This window comes from Paenibacillus silviterrae (assembly GCF_030167925.1).
GTDB classification, from domain to species: Bacteria; Bacillota; Bacilli; order Paenibacillales; family NBRC-103111; genus Paenibacillus_G; species Paenibacillus_G silviterrae.
On the sequence record NZ_JASKUT010000002.1, the window covers coordinates 1,879,856 to 1,903,254 of the forward strand.

At 46.5% G+C, this 23,399-nt stretch carries 26 protein-coding genes; 7 read left to right on the plus strand and 19 right to left on the minus strand.

Features of this window, described 5'->3' with window-relative positions:
* Positions 1 to 152: 152 nt before the first annotated feature.
* Complete coding sequence (locus tag QMO62_RS31190) at positions 153 to 1,268, minus strand: dienelactone hydrolase family protein (protein ID WP_284646362.1); 1,116 nt, start codon at positions 1,266 to 1,268, stop codon at positions 153 to 155.
* A gap of 370 nt (positions 1,269 to 1,638) precedes the next feature.
* Positions 1,639 to 2,289: a glycerol-3-phosphate acyltransferase gene (locus QMO62_RS31195; protein ID WP_284646364.1), complete on the minus strand. Its 651-nt coding sequence runs from the start codon at positions 2,287 to 2,289 to the stop codon at positions 1,639 to 1,641.
* A gap of 170 nt (positions 2,290 to 2,459) precedes the next feature.
* On the opposite strand from QMO62_RS31195, the gene QMO62_RS31200 reads away from it, so the two are divergent.
* Positions 2,460 to 3,560 carry a PRK06851 family protein gene (locus QMO62_RS31200; RefSeq protein ID WP_284646365.1) on the plus strand — a complete coding sequence of 367 codons (1,101 nt, stop codon included), beginning with the start codon at positions 2,460 to 2,462 and terminating at the stop codon, positions 3,558 to 3,560.
* A gap of 78 nt (positions 3,561 to 3,638) precedes the next feature.
* On the opposite strand, the gene QMO62_RS31205 is transcribed toward QMO62_RS31200, so the two are convergent.
* From QMO62_RS31205 to QMO62_RS31215, 3 genes are all read right to left on the minus strand, one after another.
* Positions 3,639 to 4,286 (minus strand): hypothetical protein, encoded by a 648-nt coding sequence (locus QMO62_RS31205; protein ID WP_284646366.1) that lies wholly within the window; start codon positions 4,284 to 4,286, stop codon positions 3,639 to 3,641.
* A gap of 17 nt (positions 4,287 to 4,303) precedes the next feature.
* Positions 4,304 to 4,942 (minus strand): helix-turn-helix domain-containing protein, encoded by a 639-nt coding sequence (locus tag QMO62_RS31210; protein ID WP_284646367.1) that lies wholly within the window; start codon positions 4,940 to 4,942, stop codon positions 4,304 to 4,306.
* A gap of 214 nt (positions 4,943 to 5,156) precedes the next feature.
* On the minus strand, positions 5,157 to 5,369 hold the full coding sequence (locus tag QMO62_RS31215) for a hypothetical protein (RefSeq protein WP_284646368.1): 213 nt from the start codon (positions 5,367 to 5,369) through the stop codon (positions 5,157 to 5,159).
* Between the two features lie 97 nt (positions 5,370 to 5,466).
* Here QMO62_RS31215 and QMO62_RS31220 point away from each other — a divergent pair, with 97 nt between their 5' ends.
* Positions 5,467 to 6,030 (plus strand): CBO0543 family protein, encoded by a 564-nt coding sequence (locus tag QMO62_RS31220; protein ID WP_284646369.1) that lies wholly within the window; start codon positions 5,467 to 5,469, stop codon positions 6,028 to 6,030.
* An 87-nt stretch (positions 6,031 to 6,117) separates the two neighbouring features.
* Positions 6,118 to 6,696: a Uma2 family endonuclease gene (locus QMO62_RS31225; RefSeq protein ID WP_284646370.1), complete on the plus strand. Its 579-nt coding sequence runs from the start codon at positions 6,118 to 6,120 to the stop codon at positions 6,694 to 6,696.
* A gap of 182 nt (positions 6,697 to 6,878) precedes the next feature.
* Here QMO62_RS31225 and QMO62_RS31230 read toward each other — a convergent pair whose 3' ends face one another.
* From QMO62_RS31230 to QMO62_RS31270, 9 genes are all read right to left on the minus strand, one after another.
* Positions 6,879 to 8,288, minus strand: a complete 1,410-nt coding sequence (locus QMO62_RS31230) for a protoporphyrinogen oxidase (protein WP_284646746.1) — start codon at positions 8,286 to 8,288, stop codon at positions 6,879 to 6,881.
* A 147-nt stretch (positions 8,289 to 8,435) separates the two neighbouring features.
* Entirely contained in the window at positions 8,436 to 8,867 is a 432-nt protein-coding gene (locus QMO62_RS31235; protein WP_284646371.1) for a MarR family winged helix-turn-helix transcriptional regulator, read from the minus strand.
* A gap of 43 nt (positions 8,868 to 8,910) precedes the next feature.
* Positions 8,911 to 9,186 carry a DUF2277 domain-containing protein gene (locus tag QMO62_RS31240; RefSeq protein ID WP_284646373.1) on the minus strand — a complete coding sequence of 92 codons (276 nt, stop codon included), beginning with the start codon at positions 9,184 to 9,186 and terminating at the stop codon, positions 8,911 to 8,913.
* A 189-nt stretch (positions 9,187 to 9,375) separates the two neighbouring features.
* Positions 9,376 to 9,711 carry a hypothetical protein gene (locus tag QMO62_RS31245; protein WP_284646375.1) on the minus strand — a complete coding sequence of 112 codons (336 nt, stop codon included), beginning with the start codon at positions 9,709 to 9,711 and terminating at the stop codon, positions 9,376 to 9,378.
* Positions 9,712 to 9,713: 2 nt separating this feature from the next.
* Positions 9,714 to 10,517, minus strand: a complete 804-nt coding sequence (locus tag QMO62_RS31250; RefSeq protein WP_284646376.1) for a ParA family protein — start codon at positions 10,515 to 10,517, stop codon at positions 9,714 to 9,716.
* A 212-nt stretch (positions 10,518 to 10,729) separates the two neighbouring features.
* Positions 10,730 to 12,220, minus strand: a complete 1,491-nt coding sequence (gene glpK, locus QMO62_RS31255) for a glycerol kinase GlpK (protein ID WP_284646377.1) — start codon at positions 12,218 to 12,220, stop codon at positions 10,730 to 10,732.
* 184 nt (positions 12,221 to 12,404) lie between these two features.
* Positions 12,405 to 12,593 carry a hypothetical protein gene (locus tag QMO62_RS31260; protein WP_284646378.1) on the minus strand — a complete coding sequence of 63 codons (189 nt, stop codon included), beginning with the start codon at positions 12,591 to 12,593 and terminating at the stop codon, positions 12,405 to 12,407.
* Positions 12,594 to 12,712: 119 nt separating this feature from the next.
* Positions 12,713 to 13,591, minus strand: coding sequence for a sulfite exporter TauE/SafE family protein (locus QMO62_RS31265; protein ID WP_284646379.1), 879 nt, complete (start codon positions 13,589 to 13,591; stop codon positions 12,713 to 12,715).
* 131 nt (positions 13,592 to 13,722) lie between these two features.
* On the minus strand, positions 13,723 to 14,778 hold the full coding sequence (locus tag QMO62_RS31270; RefSeq protein ID WP_284646381.1) for a polysaccharide deacetylase family protein: 1,056 nt from the start codon (positions 14,776 to 14,778) through the stop codon (positions 13,723 to 13,725).
* A gap of 187 nt (positions 14,779 to 14,965) precedes the next feature.
* On the opposite strand from QMO62_RS31270, the gene QMO62_RS31275 reads away from it, so the two are divergent.
* Positions 14,966 to 15,241 carry a hypothetical protein gene (locus tag QMO62_RS31275; RefSeq protein WP_284646382.1) on the plus strand — a complete coding sequence of 92 codons (276 nt, stop codon included), beginning with the start codon at positions 14,966 to 14,968 and terminating at the stop codon, positions 15,239 to 15,241.
* Between the two features lie 98 nt (positions 15,242 to 15,339).
* Here the strand turns inward: QMO62_RS31275 and QMO62_RS31280 are convergent, their stop codons facing one another.
* On the minus strand, positions 15,340 to 16,716 hold the full coding sequence (locus tag QMO62_RS31280) for an MATE family efflux transporter (RefSeq protein ID WP_284646383.1): 1,377 nt from the start codon (positions 16,714 to 16,716) through the stop codon (positions 15,340 to 15,342).
* 874 nt (positions 16,717 to 17,590) lie between these two features.
* The gene (gene msrA / locus QMO62_RS31285) at positions 17,591 to 18,565 is read right to left on the minus strand and encodes a peptide-methionine (S)-S-oxide reductase MsrA (RefSeq protein ID WP_284646384.1); all 975 of its coding nucleotides are present in this window, start codon (positions 18,563 to 18,565) and stop codon (positions 17,591 to 17,593) included.
* Between the two features lie 365 nt (positions 18,566 to 18,930).
* Between msrA and QMO62_RS31290 the strand changes: the two genes are divergently transcribed.
* Positions 18,931 to 19,566, plus strand: a complete 636-nt coding sequence (locus QMO62_RS31290) for a hypothetical protein (RefSeq protein WP_284646386.1) — start codon at positions 18,931 to 18,933, stop codon at positions 19,564 to 19,566.
* 53 nt (positions 19,567 to 19,619) lie between these two features.
* On the opposite strand, the gene QMO62_RS31295 is transcribed toward QMO62_RS31290, so the two are convergent.
* The 3 genes from QMO62_RS31295 to QMO62_RS31305 form a co-directional block, all read right to left on the minus strand.
* Positions 19,620 to 20,303, minus strand: coding sequence for a hypothetical protein (locus QMO62_RS31295; RefSeq protein ID WP_284646387.1), 684 nt, complete (start codon positions 20,301 to 20,303; stop codon positions 19,620 to 19,622).
* 447 nt (positions 20,304 to 20,750) lie between these two features.
* A complete protein-coding gene (locus QMO62_RS31300; protein ID WP_284646388.1) occupies positions 20,751 to 22,052 on the minus strand; it encodes an FtsZ/tubulin family protein in 1,302 nt (433 codons plus the stop codon).
* Between the two features lie 15 nt (positions 22,053 to 22,067).
* Positions 22,068 to 22,373: a hypothetical protein gene (locus QMO62_RS31305; RefSeq protein WP_284646389.1), complete on the minus strand. Its 306-nt coding sequence runs from the start codon at positions 22,371 to 22,373 to the stop codon at positions 22,068 to 22,070.
* A gap of 232 nt (positions 22,374 to 22,605) precedes the next feature.
* On the opposite strand from QMO62_RS31305, the gene QMO62_RS31310 reads away from it, so the two are divergent.
* Positions 22,606 to 22,728 (plus strand): hypothetical protein, encoded by a 123-nt coding sequence (locus tag QMO62_RS31310; RefSeq protein WP_284646390.1) that lies wholly within the window; start codon positions 22,606 to 22,608, stop codon positions 22,726 to 22,728.
* Positions 22,729 to 22,862: 134 nt separating this feature from the next.
* The gene (locus QMO62_RS31315; RefSeq protein ID WP_284646391.1) at positions 22,863 to 23,390 is read left to right on the plus strand and encodes a hypothetical protein; all 528 of its coding nucleotides are present in this window, start codon (positions 22,863 to 22,865) and stop codon (positions 23,388 to 23,390) included.
* Positions 23,391 to 23,399 lie beyond the last annotated feature (9 nt).

Consider the following 23,399-nt stretch of genomic DNA (forward strand, 5'->3'; position numbering starts at 1 on the left):
AATGAGTCTAAACAGTCACAAATGAGCGAGATATGCCAGAGATGCTCATCATTCCATAAAAAAGCATATTTGAATAACCATGCCCCTCCTGATCCAGCGGATGGGAAAACGAAAAGGCCACGCTTCCTGGAGGAAGAATGGCCTTTTAATGGTTATTTCATCCGCTCATCCGCAAAATCCATAAACTGCTCCCAATCGTAGTCCACCATATCATGCTTGCCTGTACGCAAGTGATAGCCGATACGATCCCCATGTACAGGTGTGTCCGGTTCTGGAAATCGGTCACACTCGACACCCTTGACGGCGTAGAAATGGTAGGCTGGTGCAGCCAGGACGACGGATAGAAACTCTGAAGCAGGGTCAGCCCATTCATCATCTGTTGCACTGGAGACATATAGCAGCCGGGGAGCTATCAGAGCAAGCAGCATGTGCTGATCTACCGGAAGCAGTTCTTCTTTGCCGTTGTAGGATTTGTAGTTTTCGTTGAACCAGTGAGGAAACGACTTGTTAATATCCCTAACGGTCTCGCCCTTCTTACCGCGTGTGACGGCGGCACCCGTGCAGCCGGAATTATTGCTGACGACCATGGCAAAGCGTGGGTCTATGGCTCCTGCCCATAAAGCCGTCTTGCCACCGCGAGAATGTCCGACGACGGCTACTCGGGCAGAGTCAATATCCGTATCCGTCTCGAAGTAATCCATCGCCCGGCAAGCCCCCCAAGCCCATGCGGCAATGGTACCCCAAGCGTTGGGAGGCCGCTTTCTTTCGGGCGGATCGAAGATACCGTGAACTCCATTACGGAAATCATCGTGCTGATCCGGATCGATTTCACTCAACTGGAGTACAGCGGCGGCATAACCTCGTGCAACGATTCGCTCCGCCGGCCAGAACGAATGGTTCACTAAGCGCTCGGGATCCGCAGCCTTCAGACCACGGTTATTGATCAGCAAGAAAGCCGGTACCGGCTTCTCCGATTGAGTGGGGACAAATAAGTTGAGCATGAAGCTCCCTTGTCCGCCCGGACCCTCATAGGAGATCCTCACTTGCTTGCGGAATGCGGTGCCGTCCATCATACGATGCTTAGCTTCAACGGAGAAGCGGAGTGTTTCCGGTCTCTGTACCGGCTCCTGGCCATACACATGCTCGCGGAAAAGATCCAACAGCTGCGGACGCCGCTGTCCTTCCCACGAATCCCTTCCCGTTACAGGTTCTCCGTTCTGCAGGATGAATAGCTCGGGTAATGACTGTAATCGCTCCAAGATTTGCATCTTCCTTTCGAGGGTATGTTGGGTCTCAAGCGACCCCGGACATCCGTAACGGTATCATTTTTTTATCAAAAATGTATAACTCTCCCCCTTCCGGCGCATACTACCCCAAAACTTACAGTAAGGGGCAGATTGCATGTTCTCTCGAATCAGGTCCGGTTTGAAGAGCTTCTTCATCAGCGAGCGGTCCGACGACTATGTTTACTACTATCCACACGAATTTAGCATGTATTATATGCCGCCATGGGTGCAGGAAGAACCAAGTAATATGGAGGCTGCTGAAGAACCTTCGTACACGCAGCCTTTTCCAACAAAGCCGTAGAAAGCAAAAAAAGGGTTCAGCTGCCGACATAACGGAAGCAGAACCTTTTTTTTATTTACTAACCTTAATAAGCTTCATAAGCCCTAACGGCTTCTCTTCCCCCTGTGCCAAGCGGAGGATGTTAGGCCAATGCGCGATAACCGCTAAGCCCAAGTACCCGCAGGCGAACAGGGTCGCCCGGTCGTTCCCGTAAATAAGAAGGTAATACAGTGCTTCTATGGTGAAAAAGGTCAATGCGAACACGGACATCCGATCGACAAGCAGGAGCAGAATGACGCCTGCGAACAGCAGCAGCAGCGTAAACAAAGGATTGACGACTAGAAACACTCCGATGCCTGTAGCGAAGCCTTTACCGCCTCGAAAGCGTAGCAATAACGGATAATTATGTCCGAGGATGACAGCCAGTCCCGCTGCATACGCGGCGAGCATCCCGACCTCGGATCCGCCTATGGATGTAAATACGATTTTGCCTGTCAGCACACAAAGAAGTCCTTTCAGAAAATCGATAAGCAAGGTAGCGGCACCGAATTTCAAGCCAAAAACCCGGGTCATATTCGTCGTGCCGGGGTTCTTGCTTCCAAGTTCTCGAATGTCCCTATGGGCAAACCTTGCAGAAATAAAAATGGCGGCACAAAAATTGCCGACCAAGTAACTGCACACAACCAGCAAAGCTAGCTGCCACCAATACGGTGCAAGCATCATCAATCCGATTCACTCCCTTATGAATCCTGCCGGACTCAATCCATCTGATTACATATTACCATAATTAGGTATACCGTGTCAGAGAAAAGGTGCTGCCCCTGCACACTTCCGGGAGCCCAGAATATAATGACTCTAGGCAATCGAGACATTAGCACAGGAAGGTGAACTGCATGGCGGGAAATGTAAAAAACTATTATGCAGGCGGTAACACGGCTAGAGGCTTCGCCAATTTATTCGAGTCCTCTCTGCAAGGACTGGAGCGGGTTTATATCTTGAAAGGCGGCCCCGGCTCCGGCAAATCAACCCTCATCCGCACCATCGGCAACGAGCTTGCCGAGCAGGGGTACGACATTCGCTTCATCCACTGCGCATCGGATAACCGTTCCCTTGATGGCGTCATCGTTCCGAAGCTTGGGCTGGGCATCGTGGACGGCACTGCGCCGCATGTGATCGAGCCTGAAGTCCCGGGTGCCGTGGAGCAATATGTTGACCTGGGTCAAGCATGGGATGTAGCACAGCTGGCGGAGCGCAAAGCAGTCATCATCGAGCTGAACCGGAGCATTAAGGCGGCTTACGAGGCAGCCTACGCGACATATAAGGAAGCGCTTCGTATTCATGACGAGTGGGAAGCGATTTATATAGGCTGTATGGATTTTGACGCGGCTAATGAAGTGACGGAGGAATACACGGGCAGGCTGTTTGGTTCGGTCCCTTCCACAGGAAAAGCTGCGGCTGTGAGCCACCGTTTCTTGGGAGCCGCTACCCCTGAAGGTGCAGTAGACTTCGTTCCGAATTTGACGGAAGATGTGGCCAAACGCTATTTCATTAAGGGGCGCCCCGGCTCCGGTAAATCGACGATGCTGAAGAAGCTTGCGGCTATTGCGGAAGAACGCGGTCTGGATGTGGAAATATATCACTGCGGGTTTGACCCGAACAGTCTGGACATGATTATCGTGAGGGAGCTCGGTGTAGCCATGTTTGATAGCACCGCGCCTCATGAGTATTTCCCGGAGCGGGAGTCGGACGAAATCGTGGATATGTACTCACGCTGCATAACACCGGGCACTGATGAGAAGTACGCCGCGGAGATCGCGGACATTCAGGCGCGGTACGCAGCGAAAATGAAGGAAGGCACCGCCCACCTGGCCCACGCCAAATCACTGCGGGATCAATTGGAAGCCATTTATGTAAAGGCGACCGATTTCAGGCTGGTGGATGAGGCACGTGAGCGAATCCGTAGTGAAATCCAATCCTGGATTGCCGGCAAATAAACACAATAGCCTCTACCTCCAGAGCTCGGGCTGTGGGGGCTGGAGGCTTTATTATGTACGATGATGTTGGTGCTCTCACTAATTCTCCATGATCTCCTTATGGTACGACAAATAAATCAAATAGCCGGTGATGGCCAGGGCACCGATTGACCCCATCAGGAATAGCCAAGGATAGAGCAGTCCTACTCCTGCCGCAAGCAGCAATCCGACAATGGCGAACACCACCACCCTTAGATCATCATGGGACTTACGCTGAAATCTCCTGGAAATAAAGGTAAATCCGACATTGCTTTTATAGATAAGGAAGGTCAGCATATTCATCAAGACGATCAGGACAGCAAACTCGGGCACGCCGGGCGTTTGGTTCAACCGATCCATGACTTTTTTAAGCGAATACTCCAGCATGATATAGTTGGATAGGAATTCGGCCACGCTGAGCATCGAATACGGAACCACCGTCATCATCATGGCATACAGCCATGGAATTCGGAAAATGAAAACCAGCGTACAGACCAGCGCAATCGGCTGTCCGATGGGAACTAATGCCTGTGTAAATGTTTGAAGTTGCAGCAGCAGCGAGACTTGGGTCATGATCAATACGGAAACCGCTATTCTCGAAACGTTGTCCCTAAGCTTGAACCGGAAGAGTGTAAAGGAGAACAGAAATACACTCAGCCAGAGGATGAGATATTGAATGCTTAACCCAAGCACCGTACCAGCCGACATACCGCACCTCTTTCTAGTTAATCCGATGGCGTAAATATTGATTGAATGGCGGACTTCAAACTGTTCTTCTTGTCTACATTGTATTCGAGCGTTGTCCCGTTATGTTCCGCGATGCTTCTGAGAATGAGGCTTTGATGCTTGTTTAGGCGAAGCGGAGATACTCTCAAGCTGATGTTAGGCTCGAAATGAACGGTGCCGGCCTTCCAATCCACCGCCCGGATTCGCCCGATATTCACGAATAGCTCCGTATCCAGACGCTTAAACGAATGCGCCTCGAATTCCTTGAGCAGTTCATGGAAACGGGGCAAATCACAATGCATGTTGAACTGCTGCCCGGGAGAACCCAAGTGGAACTGGACATGATCCGTCATAATTTTGGCATATAGGACCTCTGTGAAATCGACCTGTTGTTCTGTGTCTTGTTCTTGATATAAATGTCCTGCCATCGTCATCAGGTCCTTATAGGGATAGTTATAGGCCACGGACAGCTTCTTCAATGTATCCGGCGACGGAATGATCCTCTCATTCGTAGAGCGATTCTTTTCGAGCTCCAGATCTCTTATGTATGCATGGGATAAGCCGCTCAGCTTCGCCGCTTCTCTAAGTGACCGACTTCCTCTTAATTGCTCTAGAAAAGAACCAAATCCCTTCATCATAATGAACACCTCACCTGTCTATCAACGATTTCGTTCCTTACTATAATCGATTCCAAAAACAAAAGATAGACAGAAATAATTGACATGTGGTTACAGAAAGACCGCCGACAGTGTCATGCGGCGGTTCCAATTCAATTCCTTGCCCGGGGCGGTCCCGGGAAACCCAAGCTACGATTTCTTCCGGCTTCATCGGCTTTCCGTACTAATAGCTGCATCAGTCTGCAGCCCCGGGATAGTAAGAAGTCGACTGGTTCCATCGTCTCCACCCCTGCGGTTCTTCAGCCTGGTCAGTGAGATCAAGCTGTTGAACAGCTTTCCGTTTCCCTAAAGCTGCACCATTTGTTCCTCTGATTTGTGTGAAGTAAGCAATCTGTTCTGGAATCATAATGCCATGATCCATTGAAGTTGCATAGCTTTTTTTCATCATCCGGACTTGACTTTCGGACAGGCTTCCGCATTCCACATAATTTGCATCAATTTGGAAAATAATACAGGAATCCATTGATAGATTGGAGGCAGGATGAGTGGGTAACAGGGTGCAGTTTGACGACGTTCATGAGGCGGCCATGCACTTGAACGAGGTACGAATAAGTTATTGGACCAGCCATACCGTCTTCTCCTATTCCTGGTGGTTTTTGTTGATTTCTACAGCCGGGGCCTTTCTGCTATGGATAAAGCTTGTTGACCGCAAGCGGCTGTTGGAGATTAGCCTGTTCGGCTCCTTGGCGCTGACCCTCATCATGCTGCTCGATATGATCGGAGGCGAGCTGCAGCTTTGGGATTACCCGACGATGGTGCTGCCCTGGGGACCTAGAAATGTTTGTGTGGACATCATAATGACCGTAATCTATATGCTGATCTACCAATACGCCGTAAGATGGAGCACCTTCATCCTCGCCATCCTGATCATGTCATTTCTCTTTAGCTTTGTTTTCGAGCCTATTGCCGTTTGGTTGAGGGTGTACTTCCCTATTGTTTGGCAGCATTACTACTCTATTCCCGGATATCTGCTGATCGGTATTTTGATGAAGCGGGTGCTGCATGTATTTCTTCGATTCCAACATTCGGGGAAGGCCGCTAACAGGTGAGTGCGCCGCTGTGTTGTTATTTGGATGCGAGGCATAGTGATGATATACTGCTAGTAGGAAGCATCCATTCGAACGGAGGGATCGACAATGGGGTTGCCTGATAAAAAAACACCTGTAACCTATGCGGATTACCTGACTTGGGATGAGGGCTTGCCTTGCGAGGTCTTAAACGGCGAAATTATTAATATGACACCATCTCCCACTCCAAGGCATCAAGATATACTTGGAGGTATTTACACGGAGTTCAGAGCTTTTCTTAAGGGGAAAGCCTGCCGAGCTTTCATTTCTCCGATCGATGTCTGCTTGTTCGCCACGGATGAAACCAAGGAAACGGAAATAATGGACTGGCTTCAGCCGGATTTGCTGGTTGTCTGCGACTCGAACAAAATCAAAGAAAAGCGGATTGTCGGGGTGCCCGATATGGTGATGGAGGTGCTGTCCCCTTCTACAACGAAAACAGACCGGGTTCTTAAATTTAATACTTATGCCAAAGCCGGTGTAAAGGAATATTGGATTGTTGACCCTTACCATGAGTTTATAGAGTCATTTCGACTTCACAATAACTCTTATGAAAGAACGGGGCAATATTTCCGATCAGATATCATCCCATTGAGCTTATTTGATGATTTCGCAATTGATTTAAGCACGATCTTTATTGATGATTAGCTCTATGAAGTGAAGTATTCACAACGTTAATAATTCACTTAATCAACTAAAAAAGGGGCTGTCCCATAAGTAGAAATTCTACTTAAGAGGCACCCCTTTCTTCTGTTGGTTCCTTGAAAATAGGACTCATCTGCGAGTCAGTGGGAAAATAGCTTCAGCGCGAGCGACCAACGATAAGAAGGTTATATTTTCACCGACTTATGGGACAGCATCCGTTCCGCAAGGATTTGCGCCGTCTTCTCCCCATTCGCAATGCAGTCTGGAATACCGACGCCGTAATAGGAGCACCCGGCCAGGAGAATGTTTGGGTCGCTCTGCCCCAGCTTCTGCACTAACGATTGAACGGTCTGAGAATGCCGTATGTGGTAATTCGGCATCGTTTCATGCCATGGCGTTACCCGAAACGTGACCGGCTTCTCCTGGATTCCCAAGCTCTTGAAGATATCGCTAAGCGCTACCTCGACAAGCTCTTCCTCCGTAAGCTTCAGCAAGCGCTCATAATGAGGATTGGAGCTCTTGTAGAACAAGCGTACGAGCAAACGATGTTCTCTCGAGGTGTGTTCCCATTTGCGGCTTGTCCAAGTGCAGGCATTGCAGATGAGATCGTCCCCTTGAGCTACGATGAAGCCTGTTCCGTCCTTCGGAAGCAGACTGTCGGAAACGTCGAATCCGAGATATACGGATATAAGAGAGCTGTTCGTCAGCTGGTTGAAATCCTCTTCCAGCTCCTCCGATTGCAGTAAGGCTTGAGCTGCATTATGCTGCGTGCTGAGAACGACATAATCGGTCTCTATCACCCGGGAGTCGGCCAGGGTAATGCGATATCGTTCACCGAGCCTCTCCAAACGCTCCGCTTTCATGCCCTTAATGATCTCTACGTCCTCCAGCTTTTGCTCCATGACATCGATGAGCGAGGAAACCCCGCCTTCGAAGGAAAGAAACTTTTTGTCCCCATTCCCCTGATATTGCTTCCTGTTCTCGGAGAAGCCCTGAATGATACTGCCGTATTTATTTTTATAATCCAGCAGGTATGGCATGGTCGAGGCGAGTGTCAGGTCGTTCAGATTCCCTGAATACACACCGGAAATGACTGGAGCAATCTGCCTCTCAACAAGCTCCTTCCCTAGGAAAGCGGTCAGGAAATGACCGATCGAATCCGTCTTCGTGAACGTTTCATTCGGTGTGTAGAAATCCTTCAATGCTTCAACCTTGCCCTCGGCGGATATCAAATGACTCTTGGCCAGTGACTCCAAGCTGAGCGGAATTCCAAAAACCGTATCATCCGGTATTTGCTTCAGCTCGTTATCCATATAGAGAAAGGATTTTCCTGTTGCATTATAAACAACTGCATCCTGCAGACCCAGCTCTTCGAGAAAAGGGGCTACATTCTGCTTGCGGGCCACGATGGAATCGGCGCCTGTTTCCATAATGAAGCCGTCCTCGTATGTCGTTTTGATTTTACCGCCTAGCGTAGCTTCAGCTTCCACTACGATGATGTTAGCTTTGCCCTTGCCTTCCCGAATCGCTTTTTGCAAATAGTAGGCAGCGGACAAGCCGGTAATACCCCCGCCTATGATGACAACGGTTTTCAACCCAATGCACCTCGATTTCATCCAGTTATGCCGGGCCTCCCTCAGGGGCTCTTTCAAGCTAAGGGAGAGGCTACCAACACAGTACTTAAGCAGAAGCATGGTTGTCTATGACGTATTTCACACTGCATGCGTTTCTGCTTCTTTTCGTTACAGCTGGTCCCGTACTTCGTCTTCAACCATCTTTTCCATTAACCGGGTGACCAATTCCCTTTCATCCGGCTGTAATTTCGTAAAGTACGAGCTGATAATTTCATTTCTCTTGGCAACTGCCCTTGCCAGGACTTCCCTGCCGCTATCCGTCAGCTCAACGAGGATGGATCTCCGGTCCAAAGGATCATCCCCCCGCACCACGTATCCCGCATTCTCCAAGCGATCAATCATAACGGTCACCGCACTAGGCTTTACACCCAATCTCTCGGCGATCTGCGTCAGCTTGCATTTTTCCTTTTGGTTGATGAAATATAACATGAACATCTGTGGCGCTGTGATATCAGTGCCTACGCTCTGCATAATGCCTGCTTCGATGCCCCGTCTGAACGACTGAACAGCCGTATGGATTCGATCAACCAAAGTACTCATTTCGCCGTTACCCCCAATGATTTCAACTTAATGGTGCCCTTGTTCAATTTTTTGTTCCGAATCTTTTGGCGTTCCGGTCTCTGGCGCGCTGAATTTCCACTTCACGATTACGCGGCTCCGCGTGGGTTACGAGTGAGCTAAGCAGCTTTGAAGCTGCTGCGGAGACTTCTTCTATCGCACGCTGGAACGCTTCCTCATTGGCTTTGGAAGGCTGCTGGAAGCCGGATATCTTTCTTATGAATTGCAGGGACGCGGCCCGGATTTCATCCTCGGTTGCCGGCGGCTCGAAATTATGCAATGGTTTTATATTTCGACACATAAGGTTCTCCTTTGGACTACTGTATACCTCCATCTTACTATACTAGGGCAGTTATCTGCCAGTCCTGCAGGCTGAAGCCCCTTGTCGAATCTTGATTTCCTGGGTAATAATTTGACAGGAGCTTAACTACAGATAATGACAGAATAAAAGGCCCGCCTGTGAATGGTTTAGGCGAGCCTTACATATATATCATCCGTTTTCTTCTTCCAGCTTTTTCTTGAGAAACTCCTCTAAGGCCAGAACGGCAAAAGTGGATTTTTTCATGTATTTCCGTTCGCAGTATTGATCGATCCTCTCATCCAGCTCATAGGAGATCGCGAAGCTGACGGGTTTTACTTTCTTCACACGCTTCTCCTTCTTCACAGGCGGGGCGATTGGCTTTAGTTCCGGTTCCTGTTCGGGCTCCGGTTCCGTATACTTCGAAAGGACGCTCCTTCTTGGCTTGGACTCCAGAGGCGGAGGCGACGAAAGCTTCGTATCGAGCTCATCCAGCTGAGAAAGATTGATGTTGTTGTTGTTGCTCATGCTTATCCTGCCTCCCCGATCTTGGTGAAGATGGTGTTCGATACGGATCGGATGTCGTTCATCACATTCTTCGTGTATTTGTTATCGAGCGTATTCAGCATGATGCCTTCATTCTTCGAAGTAGAAACTGTCGTTGAATAGCGGATGTCTCCGATAAATTTGCTTTCCATAATACCGTACTCGACCAGCTCGCTCTTCATTTGATCCAGTTGTGCACGCGCTTTTCCTTTCGTGATCTCCACCTTGTTCCACACGAGTCCATAATCGATGTGGTAGCCTGCTTCCTGGTAATCTGAAATAATTTCTACACAACGCTTCGCCGCAAGCTTCGCGTCGAGGTCAATCTCCAATGGAATGACGCAATAGTCCGAAGCTGCAATCGAGTAATTCACCATGTCCGCGTTCTCACTTGGATGGGTATCGATCAGGATATAATCGAAAATTTGTCGCAGCGGCTCAATCTTCTGCTTCAGCACCTCGAGCTGTTTAGGCTTCGGAACCTTACGGCTGACCCAATCCTCGTAATCGTCAATCCGTTCGTCGGAGGGTATGTAGTAAATGCTGGTATCCTTGTATTGCTGGATAACCTCCGATGGTTTGGCTTCTCCGACAAGCCAATCATACGCATTCTTCTCGAAAGAATCACGGTTCTTCAGAAAGCCGGTTGCAATAGAGGAATTCTGACAGGTATCGATAATACATACCTTCTTCCCCTGCTCATGACCGACGATGGAAATGAAACGTGCCAATGTCGATTTGCCTACACCGCCTTTGGTTGATAATACGGTAATTACTTTGCCTGTCATAGGTCTGGAATCCCCTTCCACACGTCAATATTCGTATATATCCATATTCTACATCAAGCGCCAAAAATCCTCTTAACAATATTAACTTTTTTGATATTTTTGTGATGCTTAACTAAAATAATAAAATTAATAAAATAAATAATATTCATTACAATAACAAAAAGAGGCCAACCGGAAACACCGGCTGACCTTGAGAAATCAACGTATGAGTGCTATTTAAAAGCCATAGCAGCGTGAACGGCTTTCTTCCAGCCGGCATATAACGAGCTTCGCTCTTGCTCTGCCATCTTTGGCTGGAAGCGGCGCTCGATATGCCACTGCTGTGCAATTTGCTCCCGGCTCTCCCAGAAGCCGACGGCTAACCCTGCAAGGTAAGCCGCACCGAGTGCGGTGGTTTCGTTGATAACCGGACGCTCTACCGGCACACCTAGAATGTCGCTTTGAAACTCCATCAGGAAGTTGTTCTTCACGGCCCCGCCGTCTACCCGCAGCGTCGAAACCGGAAGTCCTGAATCCTGCTCCATCACAGATAAAATATCCTTGGTCTGGTAAGCTAATGATTCCAGCGTAGCCCGGATAAAATGCTCCTTCGTCGTGCCCCTTGTCAATCCGAACACGCTGCCGCGTACCTCGCTGTCCCAGTACGGGCTGCCTAGACCTACGAAGGCGGGTACAATATAAACCCCTTCGGTGGAGGAAACCTTCACCGCATATTGCTCACTTTCGCTGGCATCGGCAAAAAGACGCAATCCGTCGCGCAGCCATTGGATCGCAGAGCCTGCAACGAAGACGCTGCCCTCCAGGGCATATTCCACCCTTCCGTTGATGCCCCACGCTATCGTAGTAATAAGACCGTGCTCCGATTTGACCGCTTGCTCTCCGGTGTTCATCAGCATGAAGCAGCCGGTTCCGTAGGTGGTCTTCACCATCCCCTGCTCATAACACGCCTGCCCGAATAAAGCAGCCTGCTGGTCCCCTGCCGCTCCGGCAATCGGGATTGAACAGCCGTCGAACAAGCTGACGTCCGTATATCCGTATATCTCGGAAGAGGAACGAACCTCCGGCAGCATCGCCCGTGGTACCTCCAGAATCCGAAGCAGCTCCTCATCCCATGCAAGCTCATGGATGTTAAACAGCAGTGTCCGGGAGGCATTGGAATAGTCCGTCACATGCACAGCGCCTCCGGTAAGCTTCCAAATCAGCCAGGTGTCAATGGTGCCGAAGAGCAGTTCACCTTTCTCCGCTCTTTCCCTAGCGCCATCCACGTGGTCGAGAATCCATTTCACCTTCGTTCCGGAAAAGTAGGCGTCAACGAGAAGTCCTGTCTTTTGCCGGAAGGTATCTTCCAGGCCCTGTTCCTTCAAAGCATCGCAAATATCCGCCGTTTGTCTCGATTGCCATACGATGGCATGATAGATCGGCAGACCCGTAGCGCGATCCCATACTAAGGTTGTTTCACGCTGGTTCGTGATCCCGATTCCGGCAAGCTGCTCCGGCTTAACTTGCGCTCCCTGTAAGCAAGCGGTTATAACATTAGTAATCGATTTCCATATCTCAATTCCATTCTGCTCCACAGAGCCCGGTTGCGGAAAATATTGACGAAATTCCTCTTGCGCAGTGTACACAATGTGCCCGTTCTTGTCGAAAAGAATTGCTCGTGAACTCGTCGTGCCTTGATCCAAAGAAAGAATATAGCGCTCCAACCAAGCTTCCCCCTATCCACAAGTGACGTTGATATGAAAAAAGAGACCATGGCCAAATAGCCCCTACATGTAGAGGGCAATTGACGTGGATCTCCATTTCTCCATCACTCGATTTATGAACTTACTTCTTAAGGTATATGAAAATGTATGCGGTGTCAACGCTGAAATCAGGTTTCAGGCACACTCAGCCCTTCGTCAATGTCAGTCCCTCCAACGATGGCAGAACAGTAACGTTAAGCTTGCCTGCTATCAGGCCGTACATACCGTCGCGGCGGAACTTCTCCTGATAAGCATACACCCACATTCTCTTGCTTTCATCGAAGCCCAGGTATTTCATATACTGCATTCTTTGCTTTAGCTCATGAATCGTCATATATGCAGAATCCCTTCGTTCTAGGTTGTTGCTACAACCTTCGGAAACCGAAAGAGAATTTAGGGGATATAGCACACCGGGAATATAAGGAAAAGGCAACCGGCGGCTGCCCTTGAGACTTATTCTGCCATAGCAATCCTTCTCCTATGGATCAATTGATATGCAATCGTGATCAACCAAAGAGTTATCAAAACGACGTAGATTGCCGTCGTCCAAGAATCTGGAATCATCGCTATGGATTGGATCAAGGTTCTCAGATTGGTAAGAATAATAAAACCACCCACAACAACTCCCATAATATAGGAGGGGATGATCTTAACGAGCCATGCTGCTAGCGGCGCCGCCAGTACACCTCCGATTACGAACGCAAGAACCCATGTAAAATTAAATGTCTCCCATCCAAGAAATAGCACGAAGCCTGCTGTAGCTGAAACAGCTATGGCAAATTCGCTTGTATCCACCGTGCCGATCACCTTACGCGGCGTTGCACCGTTCTTGGCAAGCAATGCAGGGGTGGTCACCGGTCCCCATCCGCCGCCGCCGACGGCATCCATAAATCCGGCAATAATCCCAAGCGGTGTGAGAAAAGCTGTAGAATATTTGGCCGGTTTCTCAGGAGCCGGGTCCGACTTCTTTTTGACAAGAAATCGAAACATAATGTAAATTCCTAAGATGGTTAAGAAGGCTGAAGCAAAGGGCTTGATCATGTGTCCCGGGACGGAGCTTAGGAAGGCTGCCCCGATGAATGCGCTGATGGATCCGGGGATGACCAGTCTTAACAGGATGCTGCGATCAACATTCTTGAACCATAGATGGGATGCTCCGGATGCGGCGGTCGTAGCAATCTCCGACATATGAATGGAGGCGGACGCAACGGCAGGCGCAACGCCGAACATTAGCAGCAGTGATGCGGAGGTAGCGCCATACGCCATCCCCAGGGCTCCATCGATCAGCTGTGCGAAGAAGCCGATAATGGAGAATAAAACCAATCTTCTCATGAAGCACCTCCACGGATTCCGGATGATACCTATTCACTATATTATCAGCGAATGTCATTGGTTCCGTGGGAAATGACGAAGAAGCGCATTGCCTAAGCCCAATTTGTGGGCGCAAGACGATGCGCTTCTCATTACTTGTGTTTTTGCAGCAGTGCTTTAAAGCTATTCAGGTCCTCTTCCCCATTTACGAAAAGCCGGCGGATGAGTAAGGGATTCTGGGTAGGCTGGGCCATTCCCTGATCGATCGTAAAGGCATAGCGGAAGCCGTTGTTCTTAAGAATTTTCAGTGTTGTCTCGTTACGCTCTCCATAGGGATAACAGAATACGTCAGCGGTAATTCCGAGTTGTTCTTCGATTTGGCGTTTCGCCTCGACAATCTCGAAGGACTGCTTCTCTGCGCTCAGCTTAGGAAGCGAGGGATGGGTCATACCATGAGGCTGGATATCCCAACCTGCCTTGTGCATGGCTTTGGCCTCCTCCCAGCTTACAAAGTATCCGTCATCCACCATTCCCGGTGACATAAACATCGTAGCCCGAAACTGATGCTTGGCAAGGATCGGCATTGCTTTCGTGTAGTTATCCATGTAACCGTCATCAAAGGTCAAGAGCACGGGCTTCTCCGGTGACTTAGCACGGCCTTCCCATATATCTATAAACTGGCGTAAGGACAGAGTAGTATAGCCCTGATCGGATAAGTATTGCATTTGCTCTGCCAGCTTGTCGGGTGCAATTGCAGCTCTGTTGCCCGGCTGAACCGTAACACTATGGTAATTTAGGACGGGGATGCTAAATTTGATCTTTTCCGCATCATATTTGTAAACAGCTTCATGAACCGAGCCTTTTGGTTTTACGGTGGTGTCCGCTATAGGGATAACATTGGATGATATTGTTGGGACTGCAGGCTGAACCGTTTCACCTGACGATTGCTCTGTTGCTTTCGGTGCTTCTTCCTTTGGTTTCGATTCGGTGACGGCAGCTGCTTCCTTTTCATTCGATGAAATTGTTGTTTCCGTTATGCGTACTTCCTGCTTCGTGGATTGTCGATCGTTCTGTTCTGTTGTTGGCGGAGCTGTCATCGCTATTTGCGAGAGTGACGGGCGAAGTAATGACGGAAGCAGCCATAATACGATAAGTGACACTATAATTAGAGCCAAAATGTAGGTAAGTCTTCTAGTGGTTGAAGTCATCGTTAAGACCACCGCCCGGTTGATAGAATATAGAAAGGTTTCCCTATTACCCTATTTTTATCCGTATATCCGATGAAATATTCTAAAAAGTTGGTAAACGCTTCCTATATTAGCTAATTCAATGAAACAAACGGTCCATCGATTGCGTCTAATTTGTGCAAGACTATGTATTTTCGGGAGTGCTGTGATGAATCCGTTGATTGATCATGATCATAAATCTCAATTGCACGTGGAGTATATGGAGCTTTGGAAGGAGCTCGAGGAGCACGATGAGTTTTACATCCGGCGTTATATTGACGGTTGCCGGAGGCGATTGCGTAAGCAGCAGCTTTACGCCAAATTTGGATTCTCCGATATGTTTCCAATGAAACCGTTAGAATTGGTATTGAGTGCTTTGTTTGGAGTACTTTTTACCGTTATGTTTTTTGTTTTCCTCATTATGTTCATGTTGAAAATAGAATGAAGTACTAATTTTCTAATTCTATCGTAGTATTCGTGATCTCCTGGCTTATTCCTCCTTACCTGCTTTACAGATCAGAGAAAAAGCTTCAATCCCAACGATTATGAAGGAATTGAAGCTTCTTTTATTGGCTGTATGAGCACCTTTTGTTCCCAAGCACGACTCCTCCAACGCAGCAGCATCAGAAGTCCCCTTAACCATTCATCTACCGTAAAAGCCACCCATACTCCGAGTAAGCCCATTTGCAAGTGGATGGCAAGCCAATAGGCTAAAGGTACCGCTACCCCCCACATAGAGATCATACCTATAAGGACGGGAAAACGTGCATCGCCCGCGGCTCGCAAAGAATTTATGACTACAAGATTGAAGGTACGCCCAGGCTCCAATAGGATCGAGAGAATGAGTATGGTAGAGCCCATCGCTATAATGTCCGGATTGGCGGTAAACAGACTCATGAGATCGTTTCGGAAAATAGCGGCTATGCCGACTACAACCGCAGTCACAAGGAAACTGACTCGCAAGCTACGCAGTAATCTGCGGTAGGCTGCATTCATTTCTCCGGCACCAACCATATGTCCTACGATGATTTCCGTTCCTACCCCAATTGCCATAGCCAACGCCATGTAATAGTTCGTGACGTTCATCACGTAAATATGAGCGCTTAATGCAGACGATCCGATCATGTTAATGAAGCTGACGATCATCATATGCTGAGATTGCCACGAAAGATGCTCGCCTGCCGCCGGTAAACCGATACCCAAGATTTGTTTCAGGAACACGGGGTTCAACGTAATGTAATCTTTCATATTAATTTTTACCGGTATTCTGCGATACAAGATCACTAGAAGGACAAGGAGTCCGAGGAAACGGCTTATTACGGTAGATACTGCCGCGCCGAAAACTCCCCATTCCGGAAAGCCGAGGCTGCCGAAAATTAATAAGAAGTTTCCAATGACGTGTATGATGTTTACGCCTAGCGTGACATACATGACATCTCTTGTTTGCCCGTTTGCCCGTATGACAGAGCTAACAGCGTAAGACAAGGCCTCGATCCAGATGAAGGCGCTAATTAGCTTTAAATAGGGGTTTGCTATCTGTATTTGTTCTGCAGGTAAATTCATCAGACGCATGAGGCTATCGCCGAATCCTAAAAGCAGCATACTGATAAGTAGTCCAATAGCTAGATTGACTGTGATCGCAAGTGCGGAGATTCGACTTGCTTCTTCTTTTCTTCCTGCGCCCAGGTACTGCGTGATGGCTACACTCGTTCCGATTCCAACGAAGCCGAACATGAGGATACAGAACATGATGAGTTCGTTGGCCAGACCCACTGCTCCTGTCACTTGATCGGAGATTCGGCTAAGCATGAATACATCGGCTGTTCCGAGCATCATTCGAAGGACCGAATCTATAAATATAGGCCACGTTACTGCGAACAAACTGAGCTTCTGCCAAGATGGTACTTCTTTCGTTTCCATGAATGTCTTCCTCTGCAGTTAAAATTCAATTCAACCTAGTGTAGGTCTGTTCACTGATTTTCGTCAAGTACCGGTTATTGGGATGTAATAGGAGTACATTGATTTTTAGTTATAACATTAGACTTTATAAGTTTTGAGCGGAGCTCAAGGATTCTAATGTTTTAAGAAATGCTTCCTCATGATCACGAATGTACCTCCTCGAGTAAGCTCCGATAGAAGCTTTTCTTATAGTTATAAAAAGTATGATAATTATTAAACTTGATACAAACCATTTTATTATTCATTTTTGTAAGAATAACAAAGTTATTAAAGATAGGATTGATAATAACTTGATGAAATTGACTAAACTTCGCAAACTGAATAATGAATACAAGCTTATTAATATTTATAAGCATTATTATTGTTAATGCGCTTAATAAAATTATTATAATTGATATGATTATGAGTCATATTATCAATTTATACCTATGTAAGAATTCGCAGGTTTTATTACGGTATTCCTACACCGCGAGTTTCACATTATAAAGTAAGATAAAATTACTAAGTCCAATAAAATTATATAAGTACACAATGTTGCAAATAGTAATAAAATTATTAAAAATAATAAGTATAATATTTCTATATGTTTGTTGTTTACTTAGTTTCGTTTCACTAGATTGATAATCTTAATAAGAATATTACAATTTATAATACTGATATTTATTATAAGTCACAACAATCGTAAGTCTACTAGAATTCATATAATTATTAAATTAATTTAGAATATTAATTGAATCCCCTCCTTGATATATCCAGAGATATACCGGATAGCTTTCGTCCGAAATACAAAAGAGCCGCGTAGATTGCCACGTGGCTCCTTACTTTCATAAATACTCTAACTTTCAAACAGTTTTCGAAATGCACCGTAGCCTTGCTTCTCCAATTCATCCTTAGGAATGAAACGCAGTGCGGCTGAATTTATACAATAACGAAGACCTCCCTCATCCTTGGGTCCATCCGTAAACACATGTCCAAGGTGAGAGTCCCCTTCCCTGCTCCTGACTTCCGTACGTATCATGAAATGACTGTAGTCTTCTTTTTCTTTCACATTGGCGTCAACAAGCGGTTTGGTGAAGCTCGGCCAACCGCATCCGGAATCGAATTTTTGTAATGAGCTGAACAAGGGTTCGCCGGATACGATATCAACATAAATGCCCTCTTCCTTATGATCCCAGAATTCATTCTGGAATGGGGGCTCAGTACCGTTTTCCTGAGTTACTTTATATTGCATAGGCGTTAATTGATTTCTAAATGCCAGCTTCTCGGCTTCCGTACGACCCCAATGATTTTCTATAAACGTATCTCTTCCGGAACCCTTCCGATATAGCTTATAGCGTAATGGGTTTTTCTTATGATAGTTCTGATGATACTCTTCTGCCGGATAGAAGTCCTCTGCAGGGACGATTTGTGTTGCTATAGGTCGATCAAAACGTTTGCTTTCTTCTAAAGCCTTTTTAGATGCTTCGGCAATGCGTCTTTGCTGTTCATTATGGTAAAAGATTGCCGTGCGGTACGATTCTCCGCGATCATGGAACTGGCCGCCAGGATCCGTCGGATCCACTTGTCTCCAGAAGGTGTCCACCAGCTTTTCATATGGAAACACTTCGGGGTCAAAGGTGATTTGTACAGCTTCGGCGTGACCTGTTGTTTCCGAGCAAACTTCTTTATACGTCGGGTTAATGGTATGGCCACCGGTATATCCCGAAACCACGCTGATAATTCCCGGAAGCTCTTCGAATGGAGTGACCATACACCAAAAGCAGCCACCGGCGAATGTCGCTATTTCAATACGATTTGGCTGATCCGTCATTCCTTTGCCTCCTCCAAAGTACAGTCATTACAAAATTATCATACGCGTTTATAGTGCCTATAGCAACCAAACGCAAAGAAAGGCCATTAGGACCGTAGATCCTTAAAGGCCTTCATTAGCATAAGCTATGATGTTTACTTAGGTTTTCTAATTCCTAGCTCCTTAGCTGCTTGTTTAGCCGCTTTCGAAAAAGCAATTGCTTGTTCCTTGGTGAGCTTCTGTGATTTCATGGTACATTCTCCTCATTCTACTAAACTTACTTCACAGTATGCCCGAATGTCAGAGATTGTATGCATAAGAAATGTGCTATTTTCATAAAGTGGTATTAATAGTTCATGAAGTAAAATGAAGGAGCCTATCCTACGATGTTAAATATTAATGAAATGAAATATAGTCACTTACGCAATTTCATTGATTCTCCTGGTAATCCCAAAACTTCGTTATGGTCATCATTAATCAAAGGCCTAACCAAGCAGGAAGAATGGATGATGCTACGTCTGGAGCTGAGACCGTATGATATACTTCGGGCGGAGGTATTCTTGGATGATCTATATGAATGTACCGATGAAGAGGTGAAGCTGGACGTAATTGAGCTGGTGGCATTGTTATACGCCGGTTTCTTGAAGCAGGTTCGATTAGCTAAGAAATCTAGTCTTAAGAACCTTGCGAGCAGACTGATGCAGAAGTATGACAACTGGTTGGATACCAGTGAAGTAGTTCGAACCTATCAAGAGCAAAAGCCCGATCACTGGATCCTCGTAGAACAAGTACAAGAAAACAAAAGCAACGTTGCTACTCTACATATTGAAATGAGAAGAAAGTCCATTGTACGCGGAGAGGTTTTGCTGCGTGACCTCAACGAATTGGTCCCCTCTTTTGCATTAACGTTGGAGCAGCTCATTTCAACATTGTTCGTTGATTTTGTCGCTCAAGTAAAATCCGGTAAAACTGCAGAGTTAATTGATGCATTACTTCATAGTATGAATGAGAAACCACTATAATTGAGAGATTTATTGAATCAATTATTGCTGCTTTAATTGATTCAATTACAACACTATTCAAATGCTTCTTTTAGTCTTTGGGGTAACTGTTCATCAATGTATTTCTGAATAAACTCAAGCTTGCGATAAGGATCTTCCTTCTTGATCAGGAAACCGGTTTTTATCGGATTTGCCTTCCATAGCTCCAAGGCTTCATCTTCAAGGATTTTACGAAGCTTCTTCTCCGTAAGCCAAAGATTATAAGCCACCGTCTTATTCTCGACCATTCGTTCTTCCTTAAGGCTCTCTTGACTTGGCATCAGGGCAAGCTGCTGCTGATACTTTTGCTCATATTCCTGAATCAAATCTTGTCTTAATGCTTCTACTCGCTCTGTTACAGCTAATTGAATAAACTCCTTCAAGCGATTCTCCTCGAATACCTCAAGCTGAAACTTATCTTCCTCTTCCTCTTGGACATAATAAACGTCAAATTTGCCGGCAATTTGCTCGCCTATAGTCTTCATGGTAATTTGATTCCCATATTGCTTCTTGGCCTCGTATATAAACTCCGCAATTTTTAGATCTCTTTCGTTCAAAACACGGTCCCTGCGTTCATTCCTGGATAACGTATGGATCTTATGCTTATGAAGCTCGTTAAACCACCCTCGCAGCGTTGTTACCGGTATGTCCATGCCTTGCTCTTGAAGATGCTCGGCGGCCTTCCCTAAGGTCCAATGCGTTTGGTTTGTTGTCGTCATAGTTTCCACCCTTGCAGTATATTGTTGCACTTTATTCCTATGACTCTATTATAAATAATCCCAAACACGAAGTCTATTCGTAGATTAGTAACGGCACGCACATTACTCGTTGGTTACTCATAACCGCAGTGCACAGCACATTATGATCTACTAGTAAGACGACGAAGAGACGAAACGGGATAATACAAGCTACTAGTAGTTTGGTTAAACTAGTAATCAAAGGGTTATGAGTAAGGTACGACTAGTAGGATGGTTGAAGTCGGTGACATACTTGTAGTTGATTGGAGAGATGGTGTTATTCTATTAGTAGGTTATCAGCTATTGGCAGTCTATTATGCTGGCGCTAATGCGATTACTCGTAGGATATCAAACCTAACAGTGGAAGGGAAGCCCCCGGAAAAGGGAGTAAAAAAGCTGACCTTTGCACAAGGTCAGCAGAGATATAGGCTATTCATTTGACTTAATCAGCTTAAAGGGATCCAAATCTTCAAGGTCCTGTGTCTTTTCTTGGTTGCCTTTGTCCTTGGATTGATTTGATGTAAAAATGCTTCCAAGATCAATATCGACCTCAGTTTGCTTTGATTTTCTCGAGAAGGAAGAGAGGAGGGCGAGTGTGGAATCTTCTTCTTCTTCTTCTTCGAATTGCTGCAATTCTTCCGCCTTCTTCACTAATTGCGTCACTCGTATCGGTAAATGAAGACCAGCGACAATGGAGTAGAAAGCGATGGATTGACCCTTCGGATCGCCGTAGGCGGCAACCGGTTTCTCACCGGCCAGTGGAGCCAATTCATCTACGGTACGCTCAATTTTGTTAATGAGTGACATCGTGAACACTCGCTTGGCGGTAGAGGAGTTGGCTACTAAGCTAACGGCAATTCGATTGGCATGCTTAAATTGGTAGCCGTCGGAAAGAATCCCTCTTTGAATCGAATTTTTAAAGTCGGGCAGAAAGGTGCCTTCATTCTCCACATCAATGCTGCCGTTTGATACGAGTAGCTTACCGATAGATATAATACCAGGTGTTTTCAGCATATTCATAAACTCCGAGCTATCGAAATGATAACCGGCGATCGGATCGAAGCTGGCTGTGATGGCATTGAATTCATGGAGTGTATTTGCTATGTACTTGTTGCTGTAATCCAAATATTCTGAAATGCTGGCTCCAGGCTCCTGCTGAATAAAGTCATTATATAGCTTTTGATTATCTACCAGTAGAATGCTTCCTAAGCCCTTCATAGCTTCAGCGAAGCGCTTTAGCCGGTCGATGGCATTCTCAAGCACAGTGGAACCTTCGTTATCACGCGGCATAGTAAGGATAAAGCCGCAGCGGCCCTTAAATCCGTTAGCGTACAGTGTCATAACTGCCTGCAGGATGCTGCCGGTACCCGTACCGCCTCCCAAACCGCAAACTATCCATACAAAGTCACGATCGGCAAAATAGCCGCGGATGAGATTCGAAATTTCTTCCTTATGCTCTACATAAGCTTGCTCGCCGATTTCGATATTGCGTCCGGCGCCTTTTTCATAACCCTTTAATTGGTATTTACGAACATTAGTTGTTTCTTGAAACTTACGCAGATCTACTTCATTCGTATTGATGAGCAGGGCGGTGTAGGGATTCATGTTGTTTACAATTTTGGTTTTGATATTGGCGCACTCATATGCGATTGAACAACCGCCCATACCTAAACCAAGAAAACCGAATTTTAAGCTTAAATCCAAATCTTCGCGTTCATTAATATTTTTCAAGAGTAATCATCCCTTCTAAGCTTGATGTTCTTTGAACTGAATAAGCTCCTTGCCTAACTTAGAAATAACATAGAATCGAGCACGGCCGCCTAAATCCGGAATATCCACCAGACCGGCGCCCTCAAGACGGGCAGTCAGTTCATCCAGAGTATGTCTGGAACCGATTAAGTCCTTATTCTTAAATTTCCTGTAAAATTCGTTGGTCAGTGAACCAAGCTTTTCTTTATTCAAAGGCTTGTTGTGGGTCATTAATACGGCGAGCATCCACTGGCCGTCACCCAGTCGGTCAAGGAGAGCTTGAAGAATCTCGTCTCGCGTCACAAATTCACCTCCAAATCGAAATAATGTAGAATCGATTATTGATGCATTAATTGAATCATTAGAAATGATCATCATATAACTCGATGAAATAAATGATTCAGTAAATGAATCGAATCGAATCAATAAGATTACAGCTACTAATATAGCGAAAATTTTACCAAGTGTCCATGATAACTTCCTATATGGATAATCTCATGCAGGTTGAATTCATAATAAATAAAGGAGTAAGGACATGAACGTAAAGGAGGACGTGAACATGCTCATTGTGTTATCGGCGCTTTTCCTTACAGTAGTTGTTGTTACTAACTTCAAGGCATGCATCGAAACACCGCCGGAAACGAGGAAGAATAAATAAAAGTACATAAACTGCGTTTATATACCTTTCGTTACCAATCCAACAAAACTCACCGGATAAAAAATCTTTTCAAGATAACAATATAGTGTCATCACTTTAGCAGTTCATAAATTACTATGAGGAGGACTACAACTATGACTACAAACAACAAATCGCAGCAGCAAGCATCCGCAACGCAAACCATCGCTTCGGAAGCACAGCAGGTACAGCAGGATGCGCAGCAATTGATTCAAAAAGCACAGCAGCTGACACAGCAAGCGGCAGCTGAGCAGCAAGCAGCAGGCCAGCAGGCATTGCAGCAATCCGTTCAGCAAGCAGCTCAGCAGGCTGCCCAACAAGCGGCCCAGCAGGCGGCTCAACAAGCGTCGCAGCAAGCAGCTCAACAAGCATCACAGCAGGTGCTTCAGCAAGCTGCTCAAGTGCAGCAGCAACAAGCTTCCATGAGTGTACAAGCAGGTTTAGGGGCGTCTATGCAAGCGCCGGTAGCTCAACAGGGAATGCAAGCCACGGGCATGGCAGCACAGCAGGCGCAGCAGCAGGAGGCTCAGGCGGAGCAGCAGCTGACACAGCTTCAGCAGCAAGAACAGCAAGCCGAGCAGCAGCTTCTCCAAGCACAGCAGCAAACACAGCAGGCTAATGCCGCTACACAAAGCTTATCGTAAATCCTGATA

What these genes read in the sequence shown, in the direction of transcription:
- QMO62_RS31295 (WP_284646387.1), bottom strand. Translation starts at nt 20,303, where the DNA reads ATGACGACAACAAACCAAACGCATTGGACCTTAGGGAAGGCCGCCGAG.
- QMO62_RS31190 (WP_284646362.1), bottom strand. Translation starts at nt 1,268, where the DNA reads ATGCAAATCTTGGAGCGATTACAGTCATTACCCGAGCTATTCATCCTG.
- QMO62_RS31310 (WP_284646390.1), top strand. Translation starts at nt 22,606, where the DNA reads ATGAACGTAAAGGAGGACGTGAACATGCTCATTGTGTTATCGGCGCTT.
- QMO62_RS31205 (WP_284646366.1), bottom strand. Translation starts at nt 4,286, where the DNA reads ATGTCGGCTGGTACGGTGCTTGGGTTAAGCATTCAATATCTCATCCTC.
- QMO62_RS31240 (WP_284646373.1), bottom strand. Translation starts at nt 9,186, where the DNA reads ATGTGTCGAAATATAAAACCATTGCATAATTTCGAGCCGCCGGCAACC.
- QMO62_RS31245 (WP_284646375.1), bottom strand. Translation starts at nt 9,711, where the DNA reads ATGAGCAACAACAACAACATCAATCTTTCTCAGCTGGATGAGCTCGAT.
- QMO62_RS31235 (WP_284646371.1), bottom strand. Translation starts at nt 8,867, where the DNA reads ATGAGTACTTTGGTTGATCGAATCCATACGGCTGTTCAGTCGTTCAGA.
- QMO62_RS31215 (WP_284646368.1), bottom strand. Translation starts at nt 5,369, where the DNA reads ATGATGAAAAAAAGCTATGCAACTTCAATGGATCATGGCATTATGATT.
- QMO62_RS31250 (WP_284646376.1), bottom strand. Translation starts at nt 10,517, where the DNA reads ATGACAGGCAAAGTAATTACCGTATTATCAACCAAAGGCGGTGTAGGC.
- QMO62_RS31275 (WP_284646382.1), top strand. Translation starts at nt 14,966, where the DNA reads ATGAATCCGTTGATTGATCATGATCATAAATCTCAATTGCACGTGGAG.
- QMO62_RS31265 (WP_284646379.1), bottom strand. Translation starts at nt 13,591, where the DNA reads ATGAGAAGATTGGTTTTATTCTCCATTATCGGCTTCTTCGCACAGCTG.
- QMO62_RS31270 (WP_284646381.1), bottom strand. Translation starts at nt 14,778, where the DNA reads ATGACTTCAACCACTAGAAGACTTACCTACATTTTGGCTCTAATTATA.
- QMO62_RS31195 (WP_284646364.1), bottom strand. Translation starts at nt 2,289, where the DNA reads ATGATGCTTGCACCGTATTGGTGGCAGCTAGCTTTGCTGGTTGTGTGC.
- QMO62_RS31200 (WP_284646365.1), top strand. Translation starts at nt 2,460, where the DNA reads ATGGCGGGAAATGTAAAAAACTATTATGCAGGCGGTAACACGGCTAGA.
- QMO62_RS31315 (WP_284646391.1), top strand. Translation starts at nt 22,863, where the DNA reads ATGACTACAAACAACAAATCGCAGCAGCAAGCATCCGCAACGCAAACC.
- QMO62_RS31290 (WP_284646386.1), top strand. Translation starts at nt 18,931, where the DNA reads ATGTTAAATATTAATGAAATGAAATATAGTCACTTACGCAATTTCATT.
- QMO62_RS31260 (WP_284646378.1), bottom strand. Translation starts at nt 12,593, where the DNA reads ATGACGATTCATGAGCTAAAGCAAAGAATGCAGTATATGAAATACCTG.
- msrA (WP_284646384.1), bottom strand. Translation starts at nt 18,565, where the DNA reads ATGACGGATCAGCCAAATCGTATTGAAATAGCGACATTCGCCGGTGGC.
- QMO62_RS31225 (WP_284646370.1), top strand. Translation starts at nt 6,118, where the DNA reads ATGGGGTTGCCTGATAAAAAAACACCTGTAACCTATGCGGATTACCTG.
- QMO62_RS31280 (WP_284646383.1), bottom strand. Translation starts at nt 16,716, where the DNA reads ATGGAAACGAAAGAAGTACCATCTTGGCAGAAGCTCAGTTTGTTCGCA.
- QMO62_RS31210 (WP_284646367.1), bottom strand. Translation starts at nt 4,942, where the DNA reads ATGATGAAGGGATTTGGTTCTTTTCTAGAGCAATTAAGAGGAAGTCGG.